22 protein-coding genes and 2 pseudogenes are annotated in these 22,871 nt (G+C 38.4%); 16 read left to right on the plus strand and 8 right to left on the minus strand.

All coding sequences use genetic code 11. The features are described 5' to 3' along the window. Positions 1-6: 6 nt before the first annotated feature. The 9 genes from O1449_RS05885 to O1449_RS05925 all read left to right on the plus strand — a co-directional run bounded on the left by O1449_RS05885 (position 7) and on the right by O1449_RS05925 (position 10,301). Positions 7-1,665, plus strand: coding sequence for a bifunctional protein tyrosine phosphatase family protein/NAD(P)/FAD-dependent oxidoreductase (locus O1449_RS05885; RefSeq protein WP_269239429.1), 1,659 nt, complete (start codon positions 7-9; stop codon positions 1,663-1,665). A 106-nt stretch (positions 1,666-1,771) separates the two neighbouring features. After that, a complete protein-coding gene (locus tag O1449_RS05890) occupies positions 1,772-2,575 on the plus strand; it encodes a sulfite exporter TauE/SafE family protein (protein ID WP_269239430.1) in 804 nt (267 codons plus the stop codon). Positions 2,576-2,799: 224 nt separating this feature from the next. Continuing rightward, positions 2,800-3,786 carry an acyl-CoA desaturase gene (locus O1449_RS05895; protein ID WP_269239431.1) on the plus strand — a complete coding sequence of 329 codons (987 nt, stop codon included), beginning with the start codon at positions 2,800-2,802 and terminating at the stop codon, positions 3,784-3,786. Continuing rightward, entirely contained in the window at positions 3,786-5,060 is a 1,275-nt protein-coding gene (locus tag O1449_RS05900; RefSeq protein WP_269239432.1) for an NAD(P)/FAD-dependent oxidoreductase, read from the plus strand. The genes O1449_RS05895 and O1449_RS05900 overlap by 1 nt, the downstream gene beginning before the upstream one ends. A gap of 16 nt (positions 5,061-5,076) precedes the next feature. Further along, positions 5,077-5,892 carry a DUF1365 domain-containing protein gene (locus tag O1449_RS05905; protein ID WP_269239433.1) on the plus strand — a complete coding sequence of 272 codons (816 nt, stop codon included), beginning with the start codon at positions 5,077-5,079 and terminating at the stop codon, positions 5,890-5,892. After that, positions 5,867-7,066, plus strand: a complete 1,200-nt coding sequence (locus O1449_RS05910; protein WP_269228186.1) for an SAM-dependent methyltransferase — start codon at positions 5,867-5,869, stop codon at positions 7,064-7,066. The genes O1449_RS05905 and O1449_RS05910 overlap by 26 nt, the downstream gene beginning before the upstream one ends. Before the next feature lie 37 nt (positions 7,067-7,103). Next, a complete protein-coding gene (locus tag O1449_RS05915) occupies positions 7,104-7,883 on the plus strand; it encodes a DUF1295 domain-containing protein (RefSeq protein ID WP_269239434.1) in 780 nt (259 codons plus the stop codon). A 9-nt stretch (positions 7,884-7,892) separates the two neighbouring features. After that, complete coding sequence (locus O1449_RS05920) at positions 7,893-8,942, plus strand: SAM-dependent methyltransferase (RefSeq protein WP_269239435.1); 1,050 nt, start codon at positions 7,893-7,895, stop codon at positions 8,940-8,942. Positions 8,943-8,972: 30 nt separating this feature from the next. After that, on the plus strand, positions 8,973-10,301 hold the full coding sequence (locus tag O1449_RS05925; protein WP_269239436.1) for a sensor histidine kinase: 1,329 nt from the start codon (positions 8,973-8,975) through the stop codon (positions 10,299-10,301). Between the two features lie 5 nt (positions 10,302-10,306). On the opposite strand, the gene O1449_RS05930 is transcribed toward O1449_RS05925, so the two are convergent. The 8 genes and pseudogenes from O1449_RS05930 to O1449_RS16300 all read right to left on the minus strand — a co-directional run bounded on the left by O1449_RS05930 (position 10,307) and on the right by O1449_RS16300 (position 14,072). After that, on the minus strand, positions 10,307-10,993 hold the full coding sequence (locus O1449_RS05930; protein WP_005159494.1) for a response regulator transcription factor: 687 nt from the start codon (positions 10,991-10,993) through the stop codon (positions 10,307-10,309). Positions 10,994-11,004: 11 nt separating this feature from the next. Continuing rightward, entirely contained in the window at positions 11,005-11,505 is a 501-nt protein-coding gene (locus O1449_RS05935) for a chalcone isomerase family protein (RefSeq protein WP_269228182.1), read from the minus strand. A 58-nt stretch (positions 11,506-11,563) separates the two neighbouring features. Further along, the gene (locus O1449_RS05940; protein WP_269228181.1) at positions 11,564-11,932 is read right to left on the minus strand and encodes a roadblock/LC7 domain-containing protein; all 369 of its coding nucleotides are present in this window, start codon (positions 11,930-11,932) and stop codon (positions 11,564-11,566) included. A 48-nt stretch (positions 11,933-11,980) separates the two neighbouring features. Further along, positions 11,981-12,547: a nuclear transport factor 2 family protein gene (locus O1449_RS05945; protein WP_269228180.1), complete on the minus strand. Its 567-nt coding sequence runs from the start codon at positions 12,545-12,547 to the stop codon at positions 11,981-11,983. Positions 12,548-12,670: 123 nt separating this feature from the next. Then, positions 12,671-13,048 (minus strand): annotated as a pseudogene (locus O1449_RS05950) (IclR family transcriptional regulator domain-containing protein); the annotation flags it as partial. Positions 13,049-13,160: 112 nt separating this feature from the next. Beyond that, complete coding sequence (locus O1449_RS16290; RefSeq protein ID WP_331276181.1) at positions 13,161-13,298, minus strand: hypothetical protein; 138 nt, start codon at positions 13,296-13,298, stop codon at positions 13,161-13,163. Positions 13,299-13,465: 167 nt separating this feature from the next. Next, a pseudogene (locus O1449_RS16295) lies at positions 13,466-13,908 on the minus strand (IS5 family transposase). After that, positions 13,893-14,072, minus strand: coding sequence for a hypothetical protein (locus O1449_RS16300; protein ID WP_331276182.1), 180 nt, complete (start codon positions 14,070-14,072; stop codon positions 13,893-13,895). Before O1449_RS16300 ends, O1449_RS16295 begins: the two are co-directional and overlap by 16 nt. A gap of 243 nt (positions 14,073-14,315) precedes the next feature. Here O1449_RS16300 and hutC point away from each other — a divergent pair, with 243 nt between their 5' ends. The 7 genes from hutC to hutG all read left to right on the plus strand — a co-directional run bounded on the left by hutC (position 14,316) and on the right by hutG (position 22,870). Next, positions 14,316-15,068: a histidine utilization repressor gene (gene hutC, locus O1449_RS05960; RefSeq protein ID WP_269239437.1), complete on the plus strand. Its 753-nt coding sequence runs from the start codon at positions 14,316-14,318 to the stop codon at positions 15,066-15,068. After that, positions 15,065-15,646: a HutD/Ves family protein gene (locus O1449_RS05965; RefSeq protein WP_269239438.1), complete on the plus strand. Its 582-nt coding sequence runs from the start codon at positions 15,065-15,067 to the stop codon at positions 15,644-15,646. Before hutC ends, O1449_RS05965 begins: the two co-directional genes overlap by 4 nt. A gap of 248 nt (positions 15,647-15,894) precedes the next feature. Further along, positions 15,895-17,562, plus strand: a complete 1,668-nt coding sequence (gene hutU, locus O1449_RS05970; protein WP_100833768.1) for a urocanate hydratase — start codon at positions 15,895-15,897, stop codon at positions 17,560-17,562. A gap of 84 nt (positions 17,563-17,646) precedes the next feature. Then, the gene (gene hutH, locus O1449_RS05975) at positions 17,647-19,185 is read left to right on the plus strand and encodes a histidine ammonia-lyase (protein ID WP_269239439.1); all 1,539 of its coding nucleotides are present in this window, start codon (positions 17,647-17,649) and stop codon (positions 19,183-19,185) included. Between the two features lie 64 nt (positions 19,186-19,249). Continuing rightward, on the plus strand, positions 19,250-20,662 hold the full coding sequence (locus O1449_RS05980) for an amino acid permease (RefSeq protein ID WP_269239440.1): 1,413 nt from the start codon (positions 19,250-19,252) through the stop codon (positions 20,660-20,662). 51 nt (positions 20,663-20,713) lie between these two features. Further along, on the plus strand, positions 20,714-21,919 hold the full coding sequence (gene hutI, locus O1449_RS05985) for an imidazolonepropionase (protein ID WP_269239441.1): 1,206 nt from the start codon (positions 20,714-20,716) through the stop codon (positions 21,917-21,919). A gap of 30 nt (positions 21,920-21,949) precedes the next feature. Then, positions 21,950-22,870 carry a formimidoylglutamase gene (gene hutG, locus O1449_RS05990; protein WP_269239442.1) on the plus strand — a complete coding sequence of 307 codons (921 nt, stop codon included), beginning with the start codon at positions 21,950-21,952 and terminating at the stop codon, positions 22,868-22,870. The last annotated feature ends 1 nt before the right edge of the window (position 22,871 follow it).

The following is a 22,871-nucleotide window of genomic DNA, read 5'->3' on the forward strand; positions in this document are numbered from 1 at the left end:
AAAATTGTGAGTGACTTAAAACAAGTTAACCCTGAATTTTGGGTATCAGCTCAGATCAATCAATCTGATTTGGTTGAAATTGCAGCCAAGGGAATCAAAACGATTATTTGTAATCGCCCTGATGGTGAAGGTGTCGACCAGCCAAATATCATTGAGATCCAAGAAGCGGCCATTCGGCAGGGAATTCAGTTGGAATATTTGCCTGTTGTGAGTGGGCGGGTGACAGATGAACAAGCAATTGAATTTAAGTCACTTTATCAAAAATCCCAAAAACCTGTACTGGCATTTTGCCGTTCAGGAACTCGATCAATTACCTTATGGGCACTGTCTCAAGTGGCTGAACTTACCATTGATCAGATGTTGTTGCAGTCAAAATCACTGGGCTACGATTTACAAGGTTTAGTCCCTCGAATTTTGAAGCAAAACCCAACGCAGTTAAACAATATTCCGACTTTCTCTGTGGTGATTGTAGGTGCGGGTGCGGCGGGTATTTCAGTGGCATCGAGTTTGTTGTCTCGTCAACCGAATTTAGATATTGCCGTGATTGATCCTGCTGAAATTCATTACTACCAACCAGGATGGACGATGGTGGGCGGTGGGATATTTGCTCCTGAAAAAACGGTAAGAACAATGGCGAGTCTGATTCCTAAACAAGTTCATTGGATAAAGGCAGCTGTTGCAGCTTTTGATCCTGATAATAAACAAGTTTTATTAGAGGGATGTAAACCGATTAACTACGAAGTATTGGTCGTCTGTCCGGGCTTAAAATTAAATTGGCATGGAATAGAGGGTTTAGTTGAAACGCTAGGTAAAAATGGTGTGACTTCAAACTATCGTTATGATCTTGCACCATATACGTGGGACTTGGTTCGTAATATGAAACAGGGTAAAGCTGTTTTTACACAGCCACCTATGCCAATTAAATGTGCTGGTGCTCCGCAAAAAGCAATGTATTTGTCAGCTGATTATTGGCAAAAACAAGGTGTATTAAAAGATATTGAAATCAATTTCTATAATACAGGTGCGGTGTTATTTGGCGTACAAGCTTATGTTCCAGCTTTGATGGAATATATTAAACGTTACAATGCCAATTTAAACTTTAATCATCAATTGATTAAAGTCGATGGAAGCCAAAAGCGAGCTTGGTTTAATGTCAGTGAAGGGGAAAATACTTCAGTGATTGAAACTGATTTCGACATGATTCATGTTGTTCCTCCGCAGCAAGCACCTGATTTTATTCGAGCAAGTAACTTGGTTGATGCGGCAGGCTGGGTCAGTGTCGATCAGCATACCTTACAGCATAGCAAGTATCCTAATATCTTTGCTTTGGGTGATGTCACTAATGCACCAAATGCGAAAACGGCAGCAGCAGCGCGGAAACAAGCCCCTATTGTTGCAGTGAATGTATTGCAGTATTTAAAAGGCAATCAGAATTTTGCGCAATATGACGGTTATGGATCTTGTCCGCTTACAGTTGAGCGTGGAAAGATTGTGTTGGCAGAATTTGGTTATGGCGGAAAACTGTTACCTAGTTTTCCTAAGTGGTTGCTCGATGGGCAAAAACCTTCACAGCTTGCATGGTTGTTAAAAGAGCAAATTCTACCGCCGATGTATTGGGATGGAATGCTCAAAGGTCGTGAATGGCTGGTGAAGCCAAAACTTTAGTTTATTCAGCTTAAATAAATCAAATACTTAGTCCTGATTCAGAACTGAGTTAGGACAGTATTTTCTCCAGAAATGGGTTCATCCTTGTACGAGGACATTGCATATCATGTGGTTATTAGTCTTAGAAGGTCTTGCGATCGGATGTTTACTTGGACTGACAGGCGCAGGTGGCGGTATTTTGGCTGTACCAGCATTGATGGCGAGTCAAGGATGGACAGTGTCTCAAGCTGCACCAGTAGGTTTGTTGGCAGTAACACTTTCTGCATTTGTTGGTATGGTTCAAGGCTTATTCAAAAAAATTGTGCGTTATCGTGCAGCGATCTGGATTGCCCTGATTAGTCTGCCATCGGCACGCTATGGCATCCATCTTGCGAATATTATTTCTCCAGTTTGGTTAAGCCTTGGATTCAGTGTCGTGATGATGATTGTGGCTTATCGTATTTTCTTCAATAAGGTGAATGATTTTGAAGATCCGCCGTGTAAGGTGAATCAATCAACAGGACAACTGATTTGGAATGTTAAAACTGCTTCAGTATTGGGTATTATCGGTGTGATTGCAGGTCTATTAACTGGATTATTGGGGGTTGGTGGCGGTTTTGTGATTGTGCCTGCATTACGTAAAGTCACTGATTTGGATATGCGGAGTATCGTTGCAACGTCACTGATGATCATTTTCTTAATTGGTGGTGTAAGTATTTCAATACACATCATAGATGGCTTTCAGTATCCAATCGCTGTAACTGTTAGCTTTGTTGTGGCTTGTATTATCGGCATGTTAATTGGAAGAAGATTAATCAGCCTGATTGATATAAAAACGGTACAAAAGGTATTCGCTGTGGTGGTAATTTGTGTTGCCATTTACTTGGTGATTACAAGCTTAATGAAAATTTTACCTATACTTTCTCTTTAATTATATTGTTATCTCTTTGATTTTTAGTTTCTAAAATTGAACCTAGACTCAAGCCATGAGGTTTTGAGTTTAGGTTAAAAGATACATAAATTTATGTTTCCTATGTAATTTTGTATTATGATGCTAAGAGTTCACTAGCATGCCTAAAACGATGCTTCACATAAACTTCATATGATTTCTATTAATATCATAAATATAAAAAGAGATTGGGTCAGGAAGAATCAATGTTTAAATTTTTTCTGCGATGGATGGATAGTTGGTCACTGACTGATACTTTAGATAAACAGCATATTCCCTTTCAAGAAAGCTCAAAAGATACCAAGATTCAGTGGTTTAGAATTTTACCATTCATTTTGCTGCATATCGCTTGTCTTGCAGTTTTTTGGGTGGGTGTATCTTGGTTTGCTATCGCATTCATGCTGTTTTTTTATTTTATTCGTATGTTTGCGATCACTGCTTTTTTTCATCGTTATCTTTCGCATAAAACCTTTCAAACTTCGCGTCCAATACAATTCTTTTTTGTGTTGATCGGAACCATGAGTGCACAGCGAGGGCCTTTATGGTGGGCAGCTCATCATCGTTATCATCATCGTTTTACTGACACAGATCACGATCCACATTCATCTACACACGGATTTTGGTACAGTCATATCGGATGGTTTTTAAATGAACAGAATTTTTCTACACGAAAAGAAGTCATTAAAGACTGGTTAAAGTTTCCTGAAATTGTTTGGTTAGATCGCTTTAGTTTACCTGTGGTCTTGTTCACTGCTTTTGCAATTTATGGTTTAGGTGAGTGGTTGAGTATTGCTTATCCGAGTTTAGGTACATCAGGCTTACAGCTATTGGTCTGGGGTTTTGTCATTTCGACAGTTTTATTGATTCATGCGACTTTATGTATCAATTCACTTGCGCATTTATATGGCAGTCGAGACTTCGAGACGAAGGATAACAGCCGAAATAATTTATTTTTATCAATTATTACATTGGGTGAGGGTTGGCATAACAACCATCATTATTATGCGGGGAGTACTCGGCAAGGTTTCTTCTGGTGGCAAATCGACATTACTTATTACATTTTAAAAATGATGTCTTTTTTTGGGTTGATTTGGGGAATTAAACCTGTACCACAACGTATTTATGATATCCATAAAAGTCATCAATTAAATCTCAAAATAAACACAAGCAAAATTCAAAGCGAGGAGTCTTGATGAAGATTGCAATCGTAGGCTCTGGTATTTCAGGTATATATGCTGCATGGAAATTATCAAAGCAGCATGAAGTCACAATCTTTGAGAAAGAACAGTATTTCGGTGGACATACGGATACACATGATCTTTGGATTGAACGTAAAAACGTTGCTGTAGATAGCGGTTTTATTGTATTCAATGATTATAATTATCCTCTATTCAGTGCCATGCTAGCTGCATTAGCTGTAGAAGCACAGAATAGTGACATGAGCTTTTCAGTCAACAACCGAGTGACAGGGCTTCAATATAATCCATCAAAAAAATGGTCACTATTAACGCGACCTCAGAATTTTTTAAATAAGAAATTTCGGATCATGCTGTCCGACTTGATTCGTTTTTATCAAGACAACAAAGATATTCAGTTAGATCAATGCAACGCTGAACTGAGTATCGAAGACTATCTGAATCAAAATGATTATTCAGAGGTATTTCGCCAAGAACATTTATACCCAATGTGTGGTGCATTGTGGTCAAGCCCAGTGGATCAAGTTGGAAATATTCCTTATAAGTTTGTCGTAAGTTTTTTTCAACATCATCGTATGTTGCAATTGGAAGACCGCCCTCAATGGCAGACGGTTAAAGGTGGTTCAGCTTCTTATATACGAGCGATTCAAAAAGCGTGTCCGTCGATTATTTGGAAAAAAGCGCAAGTACAACAAGTGCTACGTGAATCAGATAAGGTCACTGTTGTAACCGATCGAAATGAGGAAGTTTTTGATTGGGTTGTGTTTGCGAGTCATGCTGATGATACGTTAAAGCTGATTCAAGATCCTTCGGCAGCTGAGCGAGACGTATTAGGTTGTTTTGATTATCAAGATAACTTTATGGTGGTACATCATGATACTTCGATTATGCCGAGGCGTCAGTCTCAATGGGCGAGTTGGCATGTACATGTCACTGCTCAAGAGAAACCTCAAAAAAATAGCAAAGCTCATCAAGTACACTATGGATTTACTTACTGGATGAACAGCTTACAGAAGCTACCGTGTAAGACTCAGATCTTTTCTACACTCAATCCGAATATGCCGATCGCAAAAGAAAAGATTTATGTCGAACGTCGTTATCGACATCCTGTTTTTGATAAGAAAGCAATTGAATCACAAGCGCGTTGGGATTTGATCGATGGTCAAAACCGCAGTTCATTCTGTGGAGCATATTGGGGTTGGGGGTTTCATGAAGATGGAGCGAGAAGTGCTCAACGTGTAGTCGATAAACTATTAACATTGAATGACTAAATTTGGAGGTGATCACATGTTTGAAGATTCACTTTCCATAGCCAAAGCTCAGATTAGACATCGGCGCTTTTATCCTAAAGCACACGATTTTCAGTCTAGTTTGAGCTATTTATGTTTTGATCCAGATCGTATTGATCAGAACCTAGATCGTTCATGGCTTTGTTCTACTTCGCGTTGGAATATATTAAATCTCTATGAAAATGATTTTCTAAAAGGCTATACAGGTTCGATCAGAGAACGAATTAAGAAAATCCTTTTGCAGAAAGAAGATACGATTTTGTCGACACAATCAGAAATTCGTGTCCTTGCTTTACCAAGAACTTTAGGATTTAGTTTTAATTCAGTCATCTTTTATTTTGTACTCAATCCTCAAAAACAGCCTCTTTTCATATTGAGTGAAATTACCAATACCCCTTGGAATGAACGTGAAGTTTATGTGCATGACTGCCGTCAAAAATTAAAAGAGCACAGTCATTTTAAAAGTTATGAGTTCGAATTTGAAAAAAGTTTTCATGTTTCACCGTTTATGCCAATGGATATTCAGTACAAATGGCGATTTAACTTTTCAGATGAACAGAATGTGATTCATATGCAGCTTTATCAATCAGATAAATTGATCTTTGATGCAACCATGCATTTCACGTTAACCAGCATCACAGTTCCTTCACAACTGAATCGTTATGCTATTCATCATATCTTTGAACCTTTCAAGATGTTAGCTTCGATATACGTTCAAGCTTTTCATCTATGGCGAAAGAAAGTTCCATTTTATCGGCACCCAAAAAAAGATAAGGATTTAAAACAACATGATGAAAACGCTTATTTTCGGTGAACAAGATTCACTGCCTTTGGTTCTTCGAAGCTTGCTCAAACTTCGTCATGGACAAATTCATTTTCGTGGAGAATGGAATGGTACCGTGGGTGAGGTTTCTGATTTAGAAGCGACGATAGAGATTCATAATAAAGAATTGATCGATCTCATTTTTAAAAATGGTGTACTTGGTGCAGCTGAAGGTTATATTCGAGGCTATTGGAGCAGTAAACACCTCGTTGAGGTCATTCAAATTTTGGCGAGAAACCGTCATGTGCTCGATAAAATTAATCAAAATGTGATTTCTCAAGCCAGCCAACTTGTATTAAAAGCTTGGTATAAAACACGTAAAAATTCATTGTCAGGAAGTCGAAAAAATATTGCAGAGCATTACGACCTGAGCAATGATTTTTTCAAACTTTTTCTTGATTCTTCAATGATGTATTCAAGTGCTGTGTATAAGCACAAAGATATGACTTTGGAAGAAGCATCGGATTATAAAAAAGAACTGATTTGTCAGAAATTACAGCTCAAACCGATGGATCACTTGGTTGAGATCGGTAGTGGTTGGGGCGGATTTGCAATTTACGCTGCTCAGCATTATGGCTGCAAAGTGACCACGATTACCATTTCTCAAGCACAATACGATGAAGCAACTAAACGTATCGCCGATGTAGGTCTTAGTCATCGTGTCAGTGTTCAGCTTAAAGATTACCGATTATTAGAAGGAAAATTCGATAAGTTGGTTTCGATCGAAATGATTGAAGCTGTCGGTGAACAATATTTATCGACTTACTTTAATAAATGCCGATCTTTACTAAAACCGAACGGTTTGGGGTTGATTCAAGCTATCACGATTGAAGATGCACGTTATAAAAAAGCTTTGAATACAGTGGATTATATTAAACGCTATATTTTTCCAGGTAGTTTTATTCCGTGTATCAGCGTTTTAACTCAAGCTGCATCTGAACAACAGTTACGTTTAAAACATCTTGAAGATATTGGCTTGAGCTATGCAGAAACGATTCATCAATGGCGTGAGCGTTTCTTAAATGCTAAAGAACACGTTTTGGCTTTAGGATTTGATGAAAACTTTATTCGGATGTGGGATTTCTATCTCTGTTATTGCGAAGGAGGCTTTAAAGAAGGGGTGATCAGTGATGTGCATCTTCTATTTGAAGCAAGCCCTTATTAAAAAATCCATGATTTTTTAATGCATCAAGGAGGTGGTTATGTTGTGGCAATTATTTTTACTTGATGCCGTAGTAATGACGCTGTGTTGGTTGTGGGCAACCTCTAATCATCGAGCTGGTATTGTAGATGTCGCTTGGAGCTTTTGTATTTTTTTAAATATTGCTCTGACAGCATTACTTATTGATGTTGCACCATTTAGCGTCAGATTGTTTATTGGAATATTCAGTTCGATTTGGTTTTTACGATTGAGCTGGCACTTGTTTCGGCGTTATATGGCTGAACATGAGGAAGATAGACGATATGCCAATATGCGTAGGGCGATGGGAAAATATCAACATTTAGGTTTCTTTGCTTTTTTTATGTTTCAGGCAGGATTAGCCATTTTATTTAGCATTCCGATGTGGAGTTTGCTCAATGTGCCAAGTATGTCTTGGAGCATGGATACCAATGATTATTTGATTATTGCAGGTTTGATTATGTTTGTTGCATTCGTTGGCGAGACGGTTGCAGATCAACAATTATATCGGTTCAAGCAGAATCCCAATAATCATGGTAAAACAATGGATCAAGGTCTATGGAGATATTCACGTCATCCAAACTATTTCTTTGAATGGTTGCATTGGTTTGCTTATCCAACCATTGGGTTAGCAGCAGGATTATATAGCTTGTGGATATATCCAGTGTTGATGTGGTTGTTTTTGTACTACATCACAGGTATTCCATTTAGTGAACAACAAGCCTTAAAAAATCGCGGTCAAAATTATCTCGATTATCAAAAACGAACTTCAATGTTTATTCCGTGGAAACCCAAACAGTAGGTACTGCACATGGACTTTATAATTCAAAAATCTTTAAAACTCGTTGAAAGCGGTTTAGTTCCAGATCAAGCGATTCGTGCAGCCATCCGTGCATTGAGTAAAAAGCGTTTGATTCAAGAAGGGCGTTATGACCCTGAACAAGGTGCTCAGCGCTATATGGATGTGCTTAATATGTTAAAGCATAGCGAGATTGCGATCGAAACGGACAAAGCCAACGAGCAGCATTATGAATTACCTACAGCATTCTTTCAGGCGGTTCTAGGAAAACGTTTAAAATATAGTGCATGTTTCTTTCCCCATGATCGAACAAATTTGGATGAAGCTGAAGAATTTTCACTACAGATATATAGTGATCGCGCTCAATTACATGATGGTCAACAAATTTTAGAGCTAGGCTGTGGGTGGGGATCATTTACCTTATGGATGGCAGAGCGGTATCCAAATGCAAAAATTACTGGAGTGTCTAATTCAGCTACTCAACGCCAACATATTCTTGCAGAAGCTCAAAAGCGTGGTCTAAACAACGTAGAAATCTTAACCTGTGATGTTAATGTGCTTGAGTTAAAAGCAAATACTTTTGATCGTGTGGTTTCGGTTGAAATGTTTGAACATGTTCGAAACTATCAAAAACTTTTTGAGAAAATTCAGTCTTGGCTCAAAGCAGATGCAATGTTGTGGTGTCATATTTTTTGTCATCGTTTTTTACATTATCCATTTGAAATTAAAAGTGAATATGATTGGATGTCACGCTACTTCTTTACAGGTGGTTTGATGCCAGCCAGTTCAACATTTTTACATTTTCAAGAGCATTTAGAACTATCTAAACATTGGCAATGGTCGGGTACTCATTACGAGAAAACAGCGAATGCTTGGTTAGAAAATATGGATCGCAATGTAGAACAATTAAAACCACTTTTTGAACAGGTTTACGCTCAAGATGCAGAAGCATGGTGGCAACGTTGGCGTATTTTCTTTATGGCTTGTGCAGAATTATTTGGGTTTGAACAAGGGCAAGAGTGGGTTGTCGGTCACTTCCTGTTTAAAAAGAAAGCCGTATAATTAAAGATAACTCTGTAAGTAGATCAGCCAATGTTTAGATCGAAACAAAATGACGGAAATAATCATCCACTCGGTGAGATGTTTAATCGCTATTATTGGTTGCAGATCGGGCTGATCGCACTTTCAATTGTTATTGGTATTGCTTGTAGTGCATGGGTGATTAAAGGTTCATTACTCAAAACTGCGCTTGAACAAGAAATGGAACATTATTGGATACGTGTTGATCGAAATCCAAATGCTAATCTTCCAGACACTAAAAATTTATATGGTTATCGATGGTCATCAAACAAGCCTCCGCAACCATTTCGTGATTTGACTTTACAGCAAGGTGTGCATCGTATTTTTGTAGATGGCAAAGATCGTATGACTGTTTATGGCGAGCGAAATGGACAACATGTGTTGTTGGTGTTTGGTGAAAGTAACGTCAATAAAATTGTTTGGATGTTTGGTCTTGCGCCATTAATGTTTAGTTTGATCGTGCTGTATAGTATTTTATGGTGGTCAAATCGCCGTGCGAAACGTTATTTTTCACCGATTACCCGTCTTGCAAATGCGTTAGAACAAATAGACTGGGTTCATCAAAATAAAGAAGCTTCTCCATTTCAAGATATTAGTACCAATGGCAATTTGGAAGCAGAATATCTAAAACAGGCATTAGAAAAGTACCATGAAGTATTGAGTGAGTTTATTCATCGTGAACGCGAGTTTACGGGGGACGTTAGTCACGAATTACGTACGCCTTTGACGATTTTGAAAGGTAATGTCCAAATCTGCCAAGCAAGATATGGTAATGATAAATCATTGAACCGTATAGCAAATACCATTGAAGACATGCAATTACTTGTAGATACTTTACTTGCAATTGCACGTAACACGACCAATACCCTAAATGCCGATCAAACTCGATTATCAGTGATTATTAATGATCTCGTTCACGATTTAGATATGGTGAGCCAAAGCAAAGGGATGGAGATTTTGGTGCAGTATGATGATCCAGAATCAACACGCCTATTATATCCATCGATGACAAAAATGGTGTTGAGCAATATTTTGCGTAATGCGCTAAATTATTCTCAAGGCTCGAGTATTCATATTATTCAACAGAAAAATAGCATCATCATTGCTGATAACGGCATTGGAATTAGCCTACCAGATGAATTAAAAGTCCGAGAATTAAGTCGTACTCAGCTAAAACTCAATCCTAAAGGACATGGCATAGGTCTACAGTTAGTAGAAAAACTATGTATGCAACTGGGCTGGAGAGTTGAGTTGTTCGATCGTCAATATTATTTAAATACACATACTGAACTTGAACTGCCGAATACAACAGGATTAATTGTTGTTGTATATATGAATTAAAGCACTTAATCCTCAAGTGCGATTTTTAAACCAACACCAGAAATCGTATGAATGAGTTTTTGTTGAAAAGGTTTATCCACCATTTTACGTAAATTATAAATATGGCTACGTAAAGCATCGCTTTCAGGCTCTTCATCACCCCAAAGCTCAATAATAATTTCTTGTTTGGTTATTACTCTTGGTGAGTTTCTCATTAAAATTTTAAGTAATTTAAATTGAATCCGTGGTAATTCAATGTGTTGACCTGCACGAATAATGGTTTGTGTGGAGCTATCTAAAATTAAGTCATGAATTTGAATTTTATTTTTGGAAACTTCGCCTAATGAACGTTTAATTAGGGCACGAATACGCATGACTAATTCATTGAAATCAAAAGGTTTAACTAGATAATCATCTGTACCTGCAACAAAACCTTTCAATTTATCATCTAAGGTGTCACGAGCGGTAAGCATAAGCACGGGAATATCCATACCTTGTTCTGTTCTTAACCATTCACATAAATCGTAACCAGAGCCATCAGGTAAATTTATGTCTAATAAAAGCAGATGATAAGCCTGTGTTTTAAGAAAATTACGTGCAGCATCCAAGTTACGCGCATGATCAATTACAAAACCATGTTCCTCTAAAAACTCACATACAGTTGCCGCAAGTTCATAGTGGTCTTCAACCATCAGGATAAATTGATTGCTCATAATAATATCCACTATGGATTAAGTAATTGTTGTTTTAATTTAGCATTAAAAGGTGAATTTCCAAACCAAATTTTAAAATACTGATTTGCTTTTTGATCTGTAATCGCACCGAGAGTCTTCTGATTTAAAGATAATCTGAGTGTATTGCTATTGTGATTGTAGCTGAGGCTATAAAGATCACCTTTTTTTACAGAGTGATATAATTCTGTGATGTTATTCAGTGGTGAGTTATCTGAGAAGTCTGCAATATTTTTCTTAAGGAAATGAGTCGCTGCACGTTTAAATGCCCATTCAGGAATGTTTTGACGATAAGAAAAGTCTAGGCGTATGTTTTGGTTTTCCCAGTTTTTTTTACAGTCATCTGCAAAATATGTCACTGAACCAACAACTTTTCCCGTAACAATCAGTGGGGCATTCTGACAAGTTTGAACACTTGCATGCACTACATGAGTACCTACTATTAAGTTAATGGCACAAAATGAAAATATTTTCTTCATTAAATTTGAATTCATTTTAAGCTCCATTGTACAAAGAAATACTCAATTCAAAGCTTATCTAATAATATATATTTTAATAGGCATAAAAATTAAGATTTTTTTCAATACGTTCAATTTCGTAACGTGCATATGCAGGGTTTGTCAGAGTATGATCTAAAATTGCATATAAAAATAGGTTTTGATTACTTTCAAGAGGAGTAATCATATGATATTGATTGTGTAAACTGATAAATATACCTTCAATATAATCCAGTGGATCAAACTGATGTGTCAGTTTTATTTGCATGTTATATATATTGGTAACTTCAAGTATAGCACTATCTATATTTATATAATGATCTCCTATGGATTTTAATATAGCACCATCATAATTATCTATCACAGCAAGGAAGATTAAACCATCAATATGACTGAATTGATTTAATAAGAAATTATCGTTCATATATATCACCCTTGAATTATTATAAATTTATGATGGTCGAATTTTAAACTATTTTTTGAACGGTAAAATCAAAGAGTAGGCTCTTCCGATATAAGGTAATGAACGATATAAACCATTGGCAGGATCCCAATAGTCTTGTTGAAAAACAATTTGGCTAGAGGAGTTGATTTTGATTTCGCTTATGCCATACGATGCCATAGTTTTACTACGGCCAAACATTTTAAAATCATAAGCCATATACCAATGTATATAGGCTGAATCTTTTTGATAAGTGGCACTAATAAGTTTGACATTTACGTTACTCACATGCTCATTCATACCTGAAAAATGTTTTACCAAATCTTGTTTGTTCGAAAACTGGGATAAGGTGTCATTAATGTATAGGTCATTAGCATAAAGTTGGCTTGCATTTTTAATAAAACTTGGTGTTCCAAGTGTATTGAATGCTGAAGTAAAGCGCTTACCGATTTCAGCCGCTTGTTCTTGCGTCAAAGCAATGCCTGATATTTCTTTACTTGCTTTGGTATAGTCAGATGAATAGCTCGGTATACTTTTACACGAAGCTAAAGAGAATAAGGCTAATGTTGAAACGGCTAAAGTTCTGAGAAATGCCATTTTTTTACACTCATTTGATTTTATATACAGCATAAAAGTAAAAGTGTGAATCTGTTGTGAACTGATTATTAAACCTAATACGTTATTCATAGCCTAAGAAAATAATTTTTTGCTTTATTCTTATCAAATAACTTGACGCAAGTCGCCAGCAGTTTCAAGAAGTAAAGGTAAAATGTGAGTAATTAAATAATCTTTGGTTGTATGCATGGTTGGAGAAACAATATTTAACGCTGCAACAACATCTGCATTTGAGTCTTAAATTACACCTAGTTCATGTTCTTCACATGAGTAGCACCGATCCTGTTCTTTAATTTCATGTAATAGTGAAAGGAAAACTTCACTATCCGTATGCGTATATTTAATTAAACGTTTTAAAGGGTATTTTTCTAATCACTGTTTTTGTTCTTCAGCATTTAGATGTGCCAATAATATTTTACCTGCTGAAGTTGCATGTGCGGGAAGGCGATTACCTAAATGTAATCCATAAGGATTGACTCGATCTGGTCCAAAACATTCTAAAATACTTAAACCTTTAGCGATGCCCGCAATATAGTCTTCATGGGCTTTGTTGCACAAAGGTTTGAAAGACAATGCTACCGTAATTGAGCTAAATTCAAGTCACAACTTGGGTATGAGGTCGACCAAATACTGTGAATTTATTCAAAACTGCTACACGTGCATAAATCTCATTCACCTGACTAGGAAAACTCCTTGCTGTTAATTTATCACCTAATAATTTGATGCAATGCATTTTGGTTTCCACTAAACTTCGATGATGATAACCAGACCATTTTTTCCAAAGTGACCTACCTAGCCGTTTGACTGTTTTTAATAATTCATTCCTCTCTCTAAATATCTCAATTTCTTATCTTTCCAAAGCTTTACATTCTTCCTAGGTGGAATGACTGCATGTGCATCTCAATCTAAAATGACTTGTCGGCAGTGCTTTGTGTCATAAGCACCATCTGTATCGACTGAATCAATTCGTTCATCCAATGGAATTTGATCAAGCAAATCACCAAGCACCTGTGAATCACTCACATTGTTTGTTGTGAGCTGAAATGCTCGTATTTGATATGAAGTTTGCGCCATTGGCGACGATATTCAGTTTGATGTTTCTTACGCTTCCATTCGCCTTCACCTAAAAATTTTAATCCTGTAGAGTCAATAAGTAGGTGTAATCCATCATGACTTTTCTGAGAGCTTATCGCAATATCAATATGCTTTTGTCGTCTACAGAGGGTGGAGTAATCTGGTGCTGTCCAATTCAAACCACGGCGTTTAATCAGACTTTGAGCAAAGCCAGTGACCATACGTAAAGAAAGACGGAATAGAGATTTGATCATTAAACAGCATTGAATCGCTGTATCGGAATAAGTTTGATTTCGTCCATGCTTGCCTTGTGGCTGTGCATACCATTGGTCTTAGGATCAAACCAGATTGAAATATTTCCTCGCTTGATTAAAGCTTGGTTATACGAGGACCAATTGGTTGTACGGTAGATTTTAGGAACAGGCTTCTTCATCTGGAAATTATATTGCTGAAGAAGCCTTCAAGAATAGCTTTGTGCAACAAAGCCTATTTAGTATAATCATTTGATAAATATAAATTAATTTTGCTTATGAATCATTTAAATAATATTTGTTAATAACGATCTTTATATCACTTTATATAAAGTAAAACATGATTCGATTGTATAAGCTTGTATATACAAATTGGCGATAATCTATATACAATAGCTCAAAGTATTGTGTATGAGTTTTAGCCAATGTCAAGAACATCCAAGCAAACCGATTTGGATTTATCACTCGGGGAAGACAGTCCTGTACCTTTGTACTTGCGTGTGAAACAAATGATTTCACAGAAAATCTACGAAGGCACATGGACAGTCAATAAAAAGATTCCATCCGAGAGTGAATTAGTCAACTTGCTTGGTTGCAGTCGTATGACAGTCAACCGCGCTTTGCGTGAGTTGACCAGTGAGGGCTTGCTAGTACGCATACAAGGTGTAGGTTCATTTGTTGCAGAAGGACAAGGACGCACAGCTTTATTTCATGTGAATAATATTGCCGAAGAGATTATCGCTCGAAATCATAAACATCGTGCAGAAGTATTGGTGTTGGAACAAATTCAAGCAAACACAGAACAAAGCCTATTAATGCAGATGCGTGAAGGGCAAAAGCTATTTCATTCGATTATTGTGCATTATGAAAATGATGTGCCTGTACAAATAGAAGATCGTTTAGTTGATCCAGTGTTGATACCTGATTATTTAGCTCAAGACTTTACAGAGATTACGCCAAATGCTTATTTGATGTCAAAGGCACCTGTGACTGAGGGTGAGCATGTGGTTACGGCGATTTTAGCATCGGCTCAAGAATGTAAATGGTTGAAGATTAATAAGACAGAACCCTGCCTATTGATTCGCCGTCGTACATGGTCAAATAAACAACTGATTTCTAGTGCACGTTTGATTTATCCAGGTAGTCGTTATTATTTGGAAGGTAAATTTACGCAATGATTCAGCATCTAAGCTCAGCAGATTATAAATGCATGCTGTGGAAAAATGGTGCAGGCTATACAATTGAACTTGCTCGGAGTGAAGGGAGTAGCCTTGAGTTATTTGATTGGCGTATTTCCATGGCGGACGTCAAAACGTCTGGTTCGTTTTCCAAATTTGATGGTATGCAACGTTATTTGACGGTTTTGGAAGGTCAAGATATTTTGCTGAATATTGATCATCAAGTGAAGCATTTACAATATCTGGAATCGATAAAGTTCAGTGGAGACAGTCAGGTTAGTTGTGAATTGCCCAATGGAAAGATTCGAGACTTTAATCTGATATATGATGCTAAAAAATTTCATGCAGATTATGAATGGATGTTCGAGTCTACTGCTTCTGAATTAAAGAGTTCTGCTGATTTAATTTTTGTTTTTAATCAAAGTTTAGAACCTTTAGAAATTAAAATAAATGAATCTATTTTCTATCTGGAGCATCAAGAAAGTTTAATTATAAAAGATCGGGATTACTTGAAAAGTATTTCTTTTGGTAAGCAGGATAAAAAACAAGTTTGTGCGATTCGACTCACGAAAATTTAAATAATTAACACTTTTTTGAAACCCATACAATTTTTAGTTGTATGGGTTTTTTATGGTCTTAATAAAAATAAATCAATTTATTTCATATGTTTAAAATTTATTTTCATAAATGGAATGAAATGCATCTTTTCAAGATAAAAGATTTGTGTAGTATATAGATGTATATACAAGTTAATACATTGCTATACGTTAAAAGCAGTTTAATTTGCGGTTCAAATCTCAAAGGAAGGAGTCCGATTGTGACTACAATGACAACAAAATTTCGTGACGTAGAAATTCGCGCACCACGTGGTACACAACTGAATGCAAAAAGTTGGTTAACTGAAGCGCCGTTACGCATGCTGATGAATAATCTTGACCCTGATGTGGCAGAAAATCCAAAAGAACTCGTTGTTTATGGTGGGATCGGTCGTGCTGCACGTAACTGGGAATGCTTTGATAAAATTGTTGAAACTTTAAAAAACTTAGAAGCGGATGAAACCTTGTTGGTTCAATCAGGTAAACCTGTTGGTGTATTCAAAACCCATAAAGATGCGCCACGTGTTTTGATTGCAAACTCGAACTTAGTTCCACATTGGGCGAATTGGGAACACTTCAATGAGCTAGATGCAAAAGGTTTGGCAATGTACGGTCAAATGACAGCAGGTTCTTGGATCTACATTGGTAGCCAAGGCATTGTACAAGGTACATATGAAACTTTTGTTGAAGCAGGTCGTCAACATTACAACGGTGATTTAACAGGTCGTTGGGTACTGACTGCTGGCTTAGGTGGTATGGGCGGTGCTCAACCATTAGCAGCAACATTGGCTGGTGCATGTTCATTGAATATCGAATGCCAACAAACCAGTATCGATTTCCGTTTACGCACACGTTATGTTGATGAACAAGCGACTGATTTGGATGATGCATTAGCACGTATTGAAAAATACACCAAAGAAGGTAAAGCAGTTTCGATCGCTTTACATGGTAATGCAGCAGAAATTTTACCTGAATTAGTTCGTCGTGGTGTACGTCCTGATATGGTCACTGACCAAACCAGCGCACATGATCCACTTAATGGTTATTTGCCAGTGGGTTGGACATGGGAAGAATACCGTGAGCGTGCTAAAACTGAACCAGAAGTTGTGGTGAAAGCCGCTAAACAATCTATGGCAAAGCATGTTCAAGCGATGCTTGATTTCCAAAAAATGGGTGTGCCAACATTTGACTATGGCAACAACATTCGTCAAATGGCACAAGAAGAAGGTGTTGCGAACGCTTTTGATTTCCCAGGTTTCGTACCTGCTTATATTCGCCCATTGTTCTGTCGCGGTGTAGGACCATTCCGTTGGGTTGCACTTTCAGGTGATCCAGAAGATATCTATAAAACAGATGCAAAAGTAAAAGAATTAATCCCTGATGATGAACATTTACATCGTTGGTTAGATATGGCACGTGAACGGATTAGCTTCCAAGGCTTACCAGCACGTATTTGTTGGGTCGGTTTAGGTCTACGTGCCAAACTTGGTTTGGCTTTTAATGAAATGGTTCGTAGTGGTGAGCTTTCTGCACCGATTGTCATTGGTCGTGATCATTTAGATTCAGGTTCGGTATCAAGTCCAAATCGTGAAACAGAAGCAATGCAAGATGGTTCAGATGCAGTATCAGATTGGCCATTATTAAATGCGCTCTTGAATACAGCAGGTGGTGCAACTTGGGTTTCTTTACATCACGGTGGTGGTGTTGGTATGGGCTTCTCGCAACACTCAGGTGTCGTGATTGTATGTGATGGTACAGATGAAGCGGCAGCACGTATCGCTCGTGTATTGACCAATGACCCTGCAACAGGGGTGATGCGTCATGCCGATGCGGGCTATGACATTGCGATTGATTGTGCCAAAGAGCAAGGCTTGAACTTGCCGATGATCACACAATAAACAGACAAGGACATTACGATGCTTTTTGCAATTGTGTAAGCGGCATCGTAAGCGAACAATATAGTGCAAAACAGGACGCCAATAATGGAACTTCTAATTCAACCCGGCAAACTTAGCCTAGCAGATCTGCGCCACGCTTATTTAAATCCAATCCAAGTCAAACTCGATGAAAGTGCATCAGCAGGTATTAATGCCAGTGTTGCATGTGTCGAAAAAATAGTAAATGAAGGTCGTACTGCTTACGGGATTAATACAGGTTTTGGTTTGCTCGCTTCAACTAAAATTGCACCAGAAGATTTAGAACAATTACAACGTTCTTTGGTACTTTCACATGCCGCAGGTGTTGGTGAGCCATTAGATGATGCAATGGTGCGTTTAATCATGTTGCTCAAAGCAAACAGCTTGGCGCGTGGCTTCTCTGGTATTCGCCGTAAAGTGATTGATGCCATTCTTGCGTTGATCAACGCAGAAGTCTATCCACATATTCCACTGAAAGGTTCGGTGGGAGCTTCGGGTGACTTGGCACCACTTGCACATATGTCTTTAGTGTTATTGGGTGAAAGTAAAGCACGTTATAAAGGTGAATGGTTGCCAGCAGTAGAGGCGCTTAAAATCGCAGGTTTAGAGCCAATCTCTCTAGCAGCTAAAGAAGGTTTAGCACTGTTAAATGGTACGCAAGTTTCCACTGCATATGCTTTACGTGGTTTATTTGAAGCTGAAGATTTATTCGCTGCTGCAACGGTTTGCGGTGGTTTAAGCGTTGAGGCAATGTTAGGTTCTCGTGCACCATTTGATGCGCGTGTGCATGAAGTTCGTGGTCAACGTGGTCAAATTGATGTGGCTGCTGCATATCGTGACTTACTGACTGATTCAAGTGAAATTGCACATTCACATGAAGATTGCAGCAAGGTTCAAGACCCATACTCACTGCGTTGCCAACCTCAGGTGATGGGTGCTTGCTTGACTCAAATTCGTCAAGCAGCAGAAGTGTTGGAAATCGAATCAAATGCGGTATCCGATAACCCATTGGTATTTGCAGCGGAAGGCGATGTGATTTCAGGTGGTAATTTCCATGCTGAACCTGTTGCGATGGCGGCAGATAATTTGGCACTGGCAATTGCAGAAATCGGTTCACTCTCTGAACGCCGTATTTCGATGATGATGGATCGCCATATGTCACAACTTCCGCCATTTTTAGTTGCCAATGGTGGGGTCAATTCTGGATTTATGATCGCTCAAGTAACTGCCGCAGCTTTGGCAAGTGACAACAAAGCTTTAGCACATCCTGCAAGTATTGACAGTTTACCAACATCAGCAAACCAAGAAGACCATGTTTCTATGGCACCAAATGCGGGTAAGCGTTTGTGGTATATGGCTGATAACGTTCGTGGCATTCTTGCTGTGGAATGGTTAGGAGCATGTCAAGGTCTTGATTTCCGTGAAGGTTTAAAAAGCTCGCCAAAACTTGAACGTGCGCGTAAAGCATTGCGTGACCAAGTGCCGTATTACAGTGAAGATCGTTTCTTCGCTCCTGATATCGAACAAGCCAGTGAATTACTCGCAAGTGGTTGTTTGAATGAATTACTCATTCCAAATCTATTGCCAAGCCTATCTAACGCGTAATCAGGATAACGGTCACATGGAGTGACCGACTCTAACTATATTTCCTCAAGGATTGGAGATAATAATGTCACAACACTCCACTTTACAGCGGGGATTAAACACCCGTCACATCCGTTTCTTAGCATTAGGTTCAGCAATAGGAACGGGACTTTTTTACGGTTCAGCAACAGCCATTAAAATGGCAGGTCCATCAGTTTTGCTCGCATATATTGTTGCAGGGATTGCAATTTATATCGTGATGCGCGCATTAGGTGAGATGGCGGTTCAAAATCCAGTTTCAGGCTCTTTCAGTCACTACGCTTCACAGTACATTGGACCACTTGCTGGTTTTACCACAGGCTGGACCTACGTTTTTGAGATGATCATTGTTGCGTTGGCTGACGTAACTGCTTTTGGAATCTATATGGGATTTTGGTATCCCGATGTTCCTCGATGGATTTGGATTCTGTCACTGATCATGTTCTTAGGTGCAATTAACCTCATTCATGTCAAAGTTTTTGGCGAGCTAGAGTTCTGGCTTTCAATCGTAAAAGTGACCGCGATTGTTGCCATGATTTTGGGTGGCTTAGGGCTGATGATTTATGGTTTCAATGCCGATCAAGCAGGTTTCACAACAGGTATTCAAAACTTATGGATTCATGAAGGTTTTATGCCAAATGGTATTGCAGGTTTGATTGCTTGTTTATCTGTAGTTGTATTTGCTTTCGGTGGTATCGAGATTATCGGGATTACTGCGGGTGAATCTAAAGATCCAAAGACCTCTATTCCGAAGGCAATTAACGCTGTTCCAGTCCGTATTTTGCTCTTCTATGTCTTGACGATCTTTGTATTAATGTCGATTTTTCCTTGGAATCAGATTGGTAGTCAAGGTAGCCCATTTGTACAAATTTTTGAAAATCTAGGTATTGGTTCTGCTGCAACAGTTTTAAATATTGTGGTGATCACTGCGGCAGTTTCTGCGATTAATAGTGATGTATTTGGTGCAGGGCGTATGTTGTTTGGTATGTCGAGCCGTGGACAAGCACCGCAAGTGTTTCAAAAAATCTCTAAAAATGGTGTACCGTGGATGACAGTCGTGGTTATGGCTGGAGTCTTACTTATCGGTGTGGTTCTCAACTATTTAATTCCAGAAAATGTATTCCTTATCATTGCGTCAATTGCAACTTTTGCAACGGTTTGGGTATGGTTGATGATCTTACTTTCACAAGTTGCGATGCGACGTAAGTTGTCTAAAGAACAGATTAAAGCACTTGATTTTCCTGTGATCGGTTGGCCGTATGCTCCTGCATTTGCCATTGCATTCATGCTGTTTATTTTGGCAATGATGGGTTATTTCCCTGACTCAAGACCAGCACTGTATGTTGGTGTTGGATGGCTAGTTTTACTGTGTATTGCATACAATATTTGGGTTAAACCAAAACAAGATGCAATTAAGGTTGATGAGGATTTACCACAAAATTTCAAAATGGAAAGCTAATAACCCAACTGTTCAAGAGCGCATAGCTCTTGGACAGGGAGATGATCTGAAATGAAAAAGCTTTGGAAAAACTGTCATATCGCTACTATGCAGGATGGGAAATACAACAGTATTGAACATGCTGCTTTAGTGACATTTGGACAGCATATTCATTGGATTGGTCGTGAAAGTGATATTCCAAATGATAATTATGCTGAAACCATTGATTTGAATGGGGCATGGTTAACACCCGGTTTGATTGATTGCCATACGCATAGTGTGTTTGGTGGAAATCGTAGTGTTGAGTTTGAGCAACGTTTGCAGGGTGTCAGCTATGCAGAGATTGCAGCAAGTGGTGGCGGGATTGCCAGTACTGTGCGTGCTACCCGTGAAGCGAGTGAAGAACAATTACTCGCATCGGCTTTAAAACGTATTCGTTGTTTGCTTAAAGATGGTGTTACCACCATTGAAATTAAGTCTGGTTATGGTCTGGACTATGTCAATGAACGAAAAATGTTACGTGTGATTCGTCAAATTGCAAATATTTTGCCAATGACTGTACGCAGTACATGCTTAGCAGCGCATGCATTACCTCCTGAATATAAAGGTCAAAATGATGCCTATGTCGATCATATTTGTACAGAAATGTTGCCCAAATTGCATCAGGAAGGGTTAGTGGATGCGGTCGATGCATTTTGTGAGTATTTAGCATTTTCACCTGCGCAAGTTGAACGTATATTTAGAACAGCACATGCACTCAATCTCCCCGTTAAATTGCATGCAGAACAACTGTCTTCTCTAGGTGGTTCTAGTTTGGCTGCACGTTATTACGCTTTATCTGCTGATCATTTAGAATTTATGACTGAAGACGATGTCAAAGCAATGGCTAGCTCAGGAACAGTTGCAGTGTTATTACCTGGTGCATTCTATTTCTTGAGAGAGACTAAATATCCACCATTAGACAGTTTGCATCAACATGGTGTTCGGATTGCGTTGTCGAGTGACTTGAATCCAGGAACTTCTCCAGCATTGTCTTTACGTTTGATGATGAATATGGGAAGTACCTTATTTCGCTTAACACCCGAACAAACATTGGCAGGCGTAACCATTCACGCGGCACATGCTTTAGGGCTACAAGATTCACATGGCAGTTTAGAAGTAGGCAAAGTTGCTGACTTTATTGCTTGGGAAATTGAACATCCATCTGAGATTGTGTATTGGCTCGGTGGAGATTTACCTAAACGTATTATTCAGCATGGCAATGAAATTTTTGTGTAGTGCGAACAGTTTTAATTAGTGATATTGAATATGAATCATTCATTTAAATGGCAAGGGCGACAAGATGGTGAAGGTGAGCAACATCTACGTATCCATCAGGTGGTTAATACCAGTCAACATGCTGCTTTTGCTTTAATCGGTTTTAGTTCCGATGAAGGCGTAAAGCGTAATAAAGGGCGTTTAGGTGCAGCGGATGCACCCGATATGATTCGTGCTCAGTTGGCAAATTTACCTATTCATCAACCGATTTCGATTGCTGATTTGGGTACGGTAGTTTGTGATCATGGAAAATTGGAACAAGCTCAGGCTGAACTAGCAGAACAGGTTGAACGCAGCTTAAAACAAGGCATGAAACCGATTGTTTTAGGTGGCGGGCATGAAGTCGCATTTGGTAGTTTTTCTGGGTTATTTCAATATATCCAAAGCAACGATCTAAACCGTAAAATAGGCATCATTAATTTTGATGCGCATTTTGATCTTCGTGAAGCTGAACAGGTGACTTCAGGAACACCTTTTCTAAATGCAGCGCAATTGTCAGAACAGCATGATCAGGAATTTAATTATCTCTGTATCGGTGTGGCGAAGCATTCAAATACTAAAGTTTTGTTTGAAACAGCGGATCGTTTGAATTGTAGCTATATCTACGACCATCAATTACAACTGACCAATCTTGTAAATTTAATTTCGAAAATTAACGGTTTTATTGAAAAAGTTGACGACTTATACATCACAGTTGATTTGGATGTATTTAGCGCCAGCATCGCACCCGGTGTCAGTGCACCAGCAGTCAAAGGCATTGATTTATCCGTCTTTGACTCATTATTAGACGCCATTAAGAAAACTGGCAAAATTAAAGTTTTTGATGTGGCTGAATGCAACCCACGGTTTGATTTGGATAACAGAACTGCCAAATTAGCCGCTTATATCATTTTTAATTACCTATTTGATTGAT

Source organism: Acinetobacter sp. TR3 (genome assembly GCF_027105055.1).
Classification (GTDB): Bacteria; Pseudomonadota; Gammaproteobacteria; order Pseudomonadales; family Moraxellaceae; genus Acinetobacter.

Bases quoted from the DNA above. Each gene is read 5' to 3' on its own strand.
- O1449_RS05890 (WP_269239430.1), top strand. From the start codon at position 1,772: ATGTGGTTATTAGTCTTAGAAGGTCTTGCGATCGGATGTTTACTTGGA.
- O1449_RS05895 (WP_269239431.1), top strand. From the start codon at position 2,800: ATGTTTAAATTTTTTCTGCGATGGATGGATAGTTGGTCACTGACTGAT.
- O1449_RS05900 (WP_269239432.1), top strand. From the start codon at position 3,786: ATGAAGATTGCAATCGTAGGCTCTGGTATTTCAGGTATATATGCTGCA.
- O1449_RS05905 (WP_269239433.1), top strand. From the start codon at position 5,077: ATGTTTGAAGATTCACTTTCCATAGCCAAAGCTCAGATTAGACATCGG.
- O1449_RS05910 (WP_269228186.1), top strand. From the start codon at position 5,867: ATGATGAAAACGCTTATTTTCGGTGAACAAGATTCACTGCCTTTGGTT.
- O1449_RS05915 (WP_269239434.1), top strand. From the start codon at position 7,104: ATGTTGTGGCAATTATTTTTACTTGATGCCGTAGTAATGACGCTGTGT.
- O1449_RS05920 (WP_269239435.1), top strand. From the start codon at position 7,893: ATGGACTTTATAATTCAAAAATCTTTAAAACTCGTTGAAAGCGGTTTA.
- O1449_RS05925 (WP_269239436.1), top strand. From the start codon at position 8,973: ATGTTTAGATCGAAACAAAATGACGGAAATAATCATCCACTCGGTGAG.
- O1449_RS05930 (WP_005159494.1), bottom strand. From the start codon at position 10,993: ATGAGCAATCAATTTATCCTGATGGTTGAAGACCACTATGAACTTGCG.
- O1449_RS05935 (WP_269228182.1), bottom strand. From the start codon at position 11,505: ATGAATTCAAATTTAATGAAGAAAATATTTTCATTTTGTGCCATTAAC.
- O1449_RS05940 (WP_269228181.1), bottom strand. From the start codon at position 11,932: ATGAACGATAATTTCTTATTAAATCAATTCAGTCATATTGATGGTTTA.
- O1449_RS05945 (WP_269228180.1), bottom strand. From the start codon at position 12,547: ATGGCATTTCTCAGAACTTTAGCCGTTTCAACATTAGCCTTATTCTCT.
- O1449_RS16290 (WP_331276181.1), bottom strand. From the start codon at position 13,298: ATGCATTGCATCAAATTATTAGGTGATAAATTAACAGCAAGGAGTTTT.
- O1449_RS16300 (WP_331276182.1), bottom strand. From the start codon at position 14,072: ATGAAGAAGCCTGTTCCTAAAATCTACCGTACAACCAATTGGTCCTCG.
- hutC (WP_269239437.1), top strand. From the start codon at position 14,316: ATGTCAAGAACATCCAAGCAAACCGATTTGGATTTATCACTCGGGGAA.
- O1449_RS05965 (WP_269239438.1), top strand. From the start codon at position 15,065: ATGATTCAGCATCTAAGCTCAGCAGATTATAAATGCATGCTGTGGAAA.
- hutU (WP_100833768.1), top strand. From the start codon at position 15,895: ATGACAACAAAATTTCGTGACGTAGAAATTCGCGCACCACGTGGTACA.
- hutH (WP_269239439.1), top strand. From the start codon at position 17,647: ATGGAACTTCTAATTCAACCCGGCAAACTTAGCCTAGCAGATCTGCGC.
- O1449_RS05980 (WP_269239440.1), top strand. From the start codon at position 19,250: ATGTCACAACACTCCACTTTACAGCGGGGATTAAACACCCGTCACATC.
- hutI (WP_269239441.1), top strand. From the start codon at position 20,714: ATGAAAAAGCTTTGGAAAAACTGTCATATCGCTACTATGCAGGATGGG.
- hutG (WP_269239442.1), top strand. From the start codon at position 21,950: ATGAATCATTCATTTAAATGGCAAGGGCGACAAGATGGTGAAGGTGAG.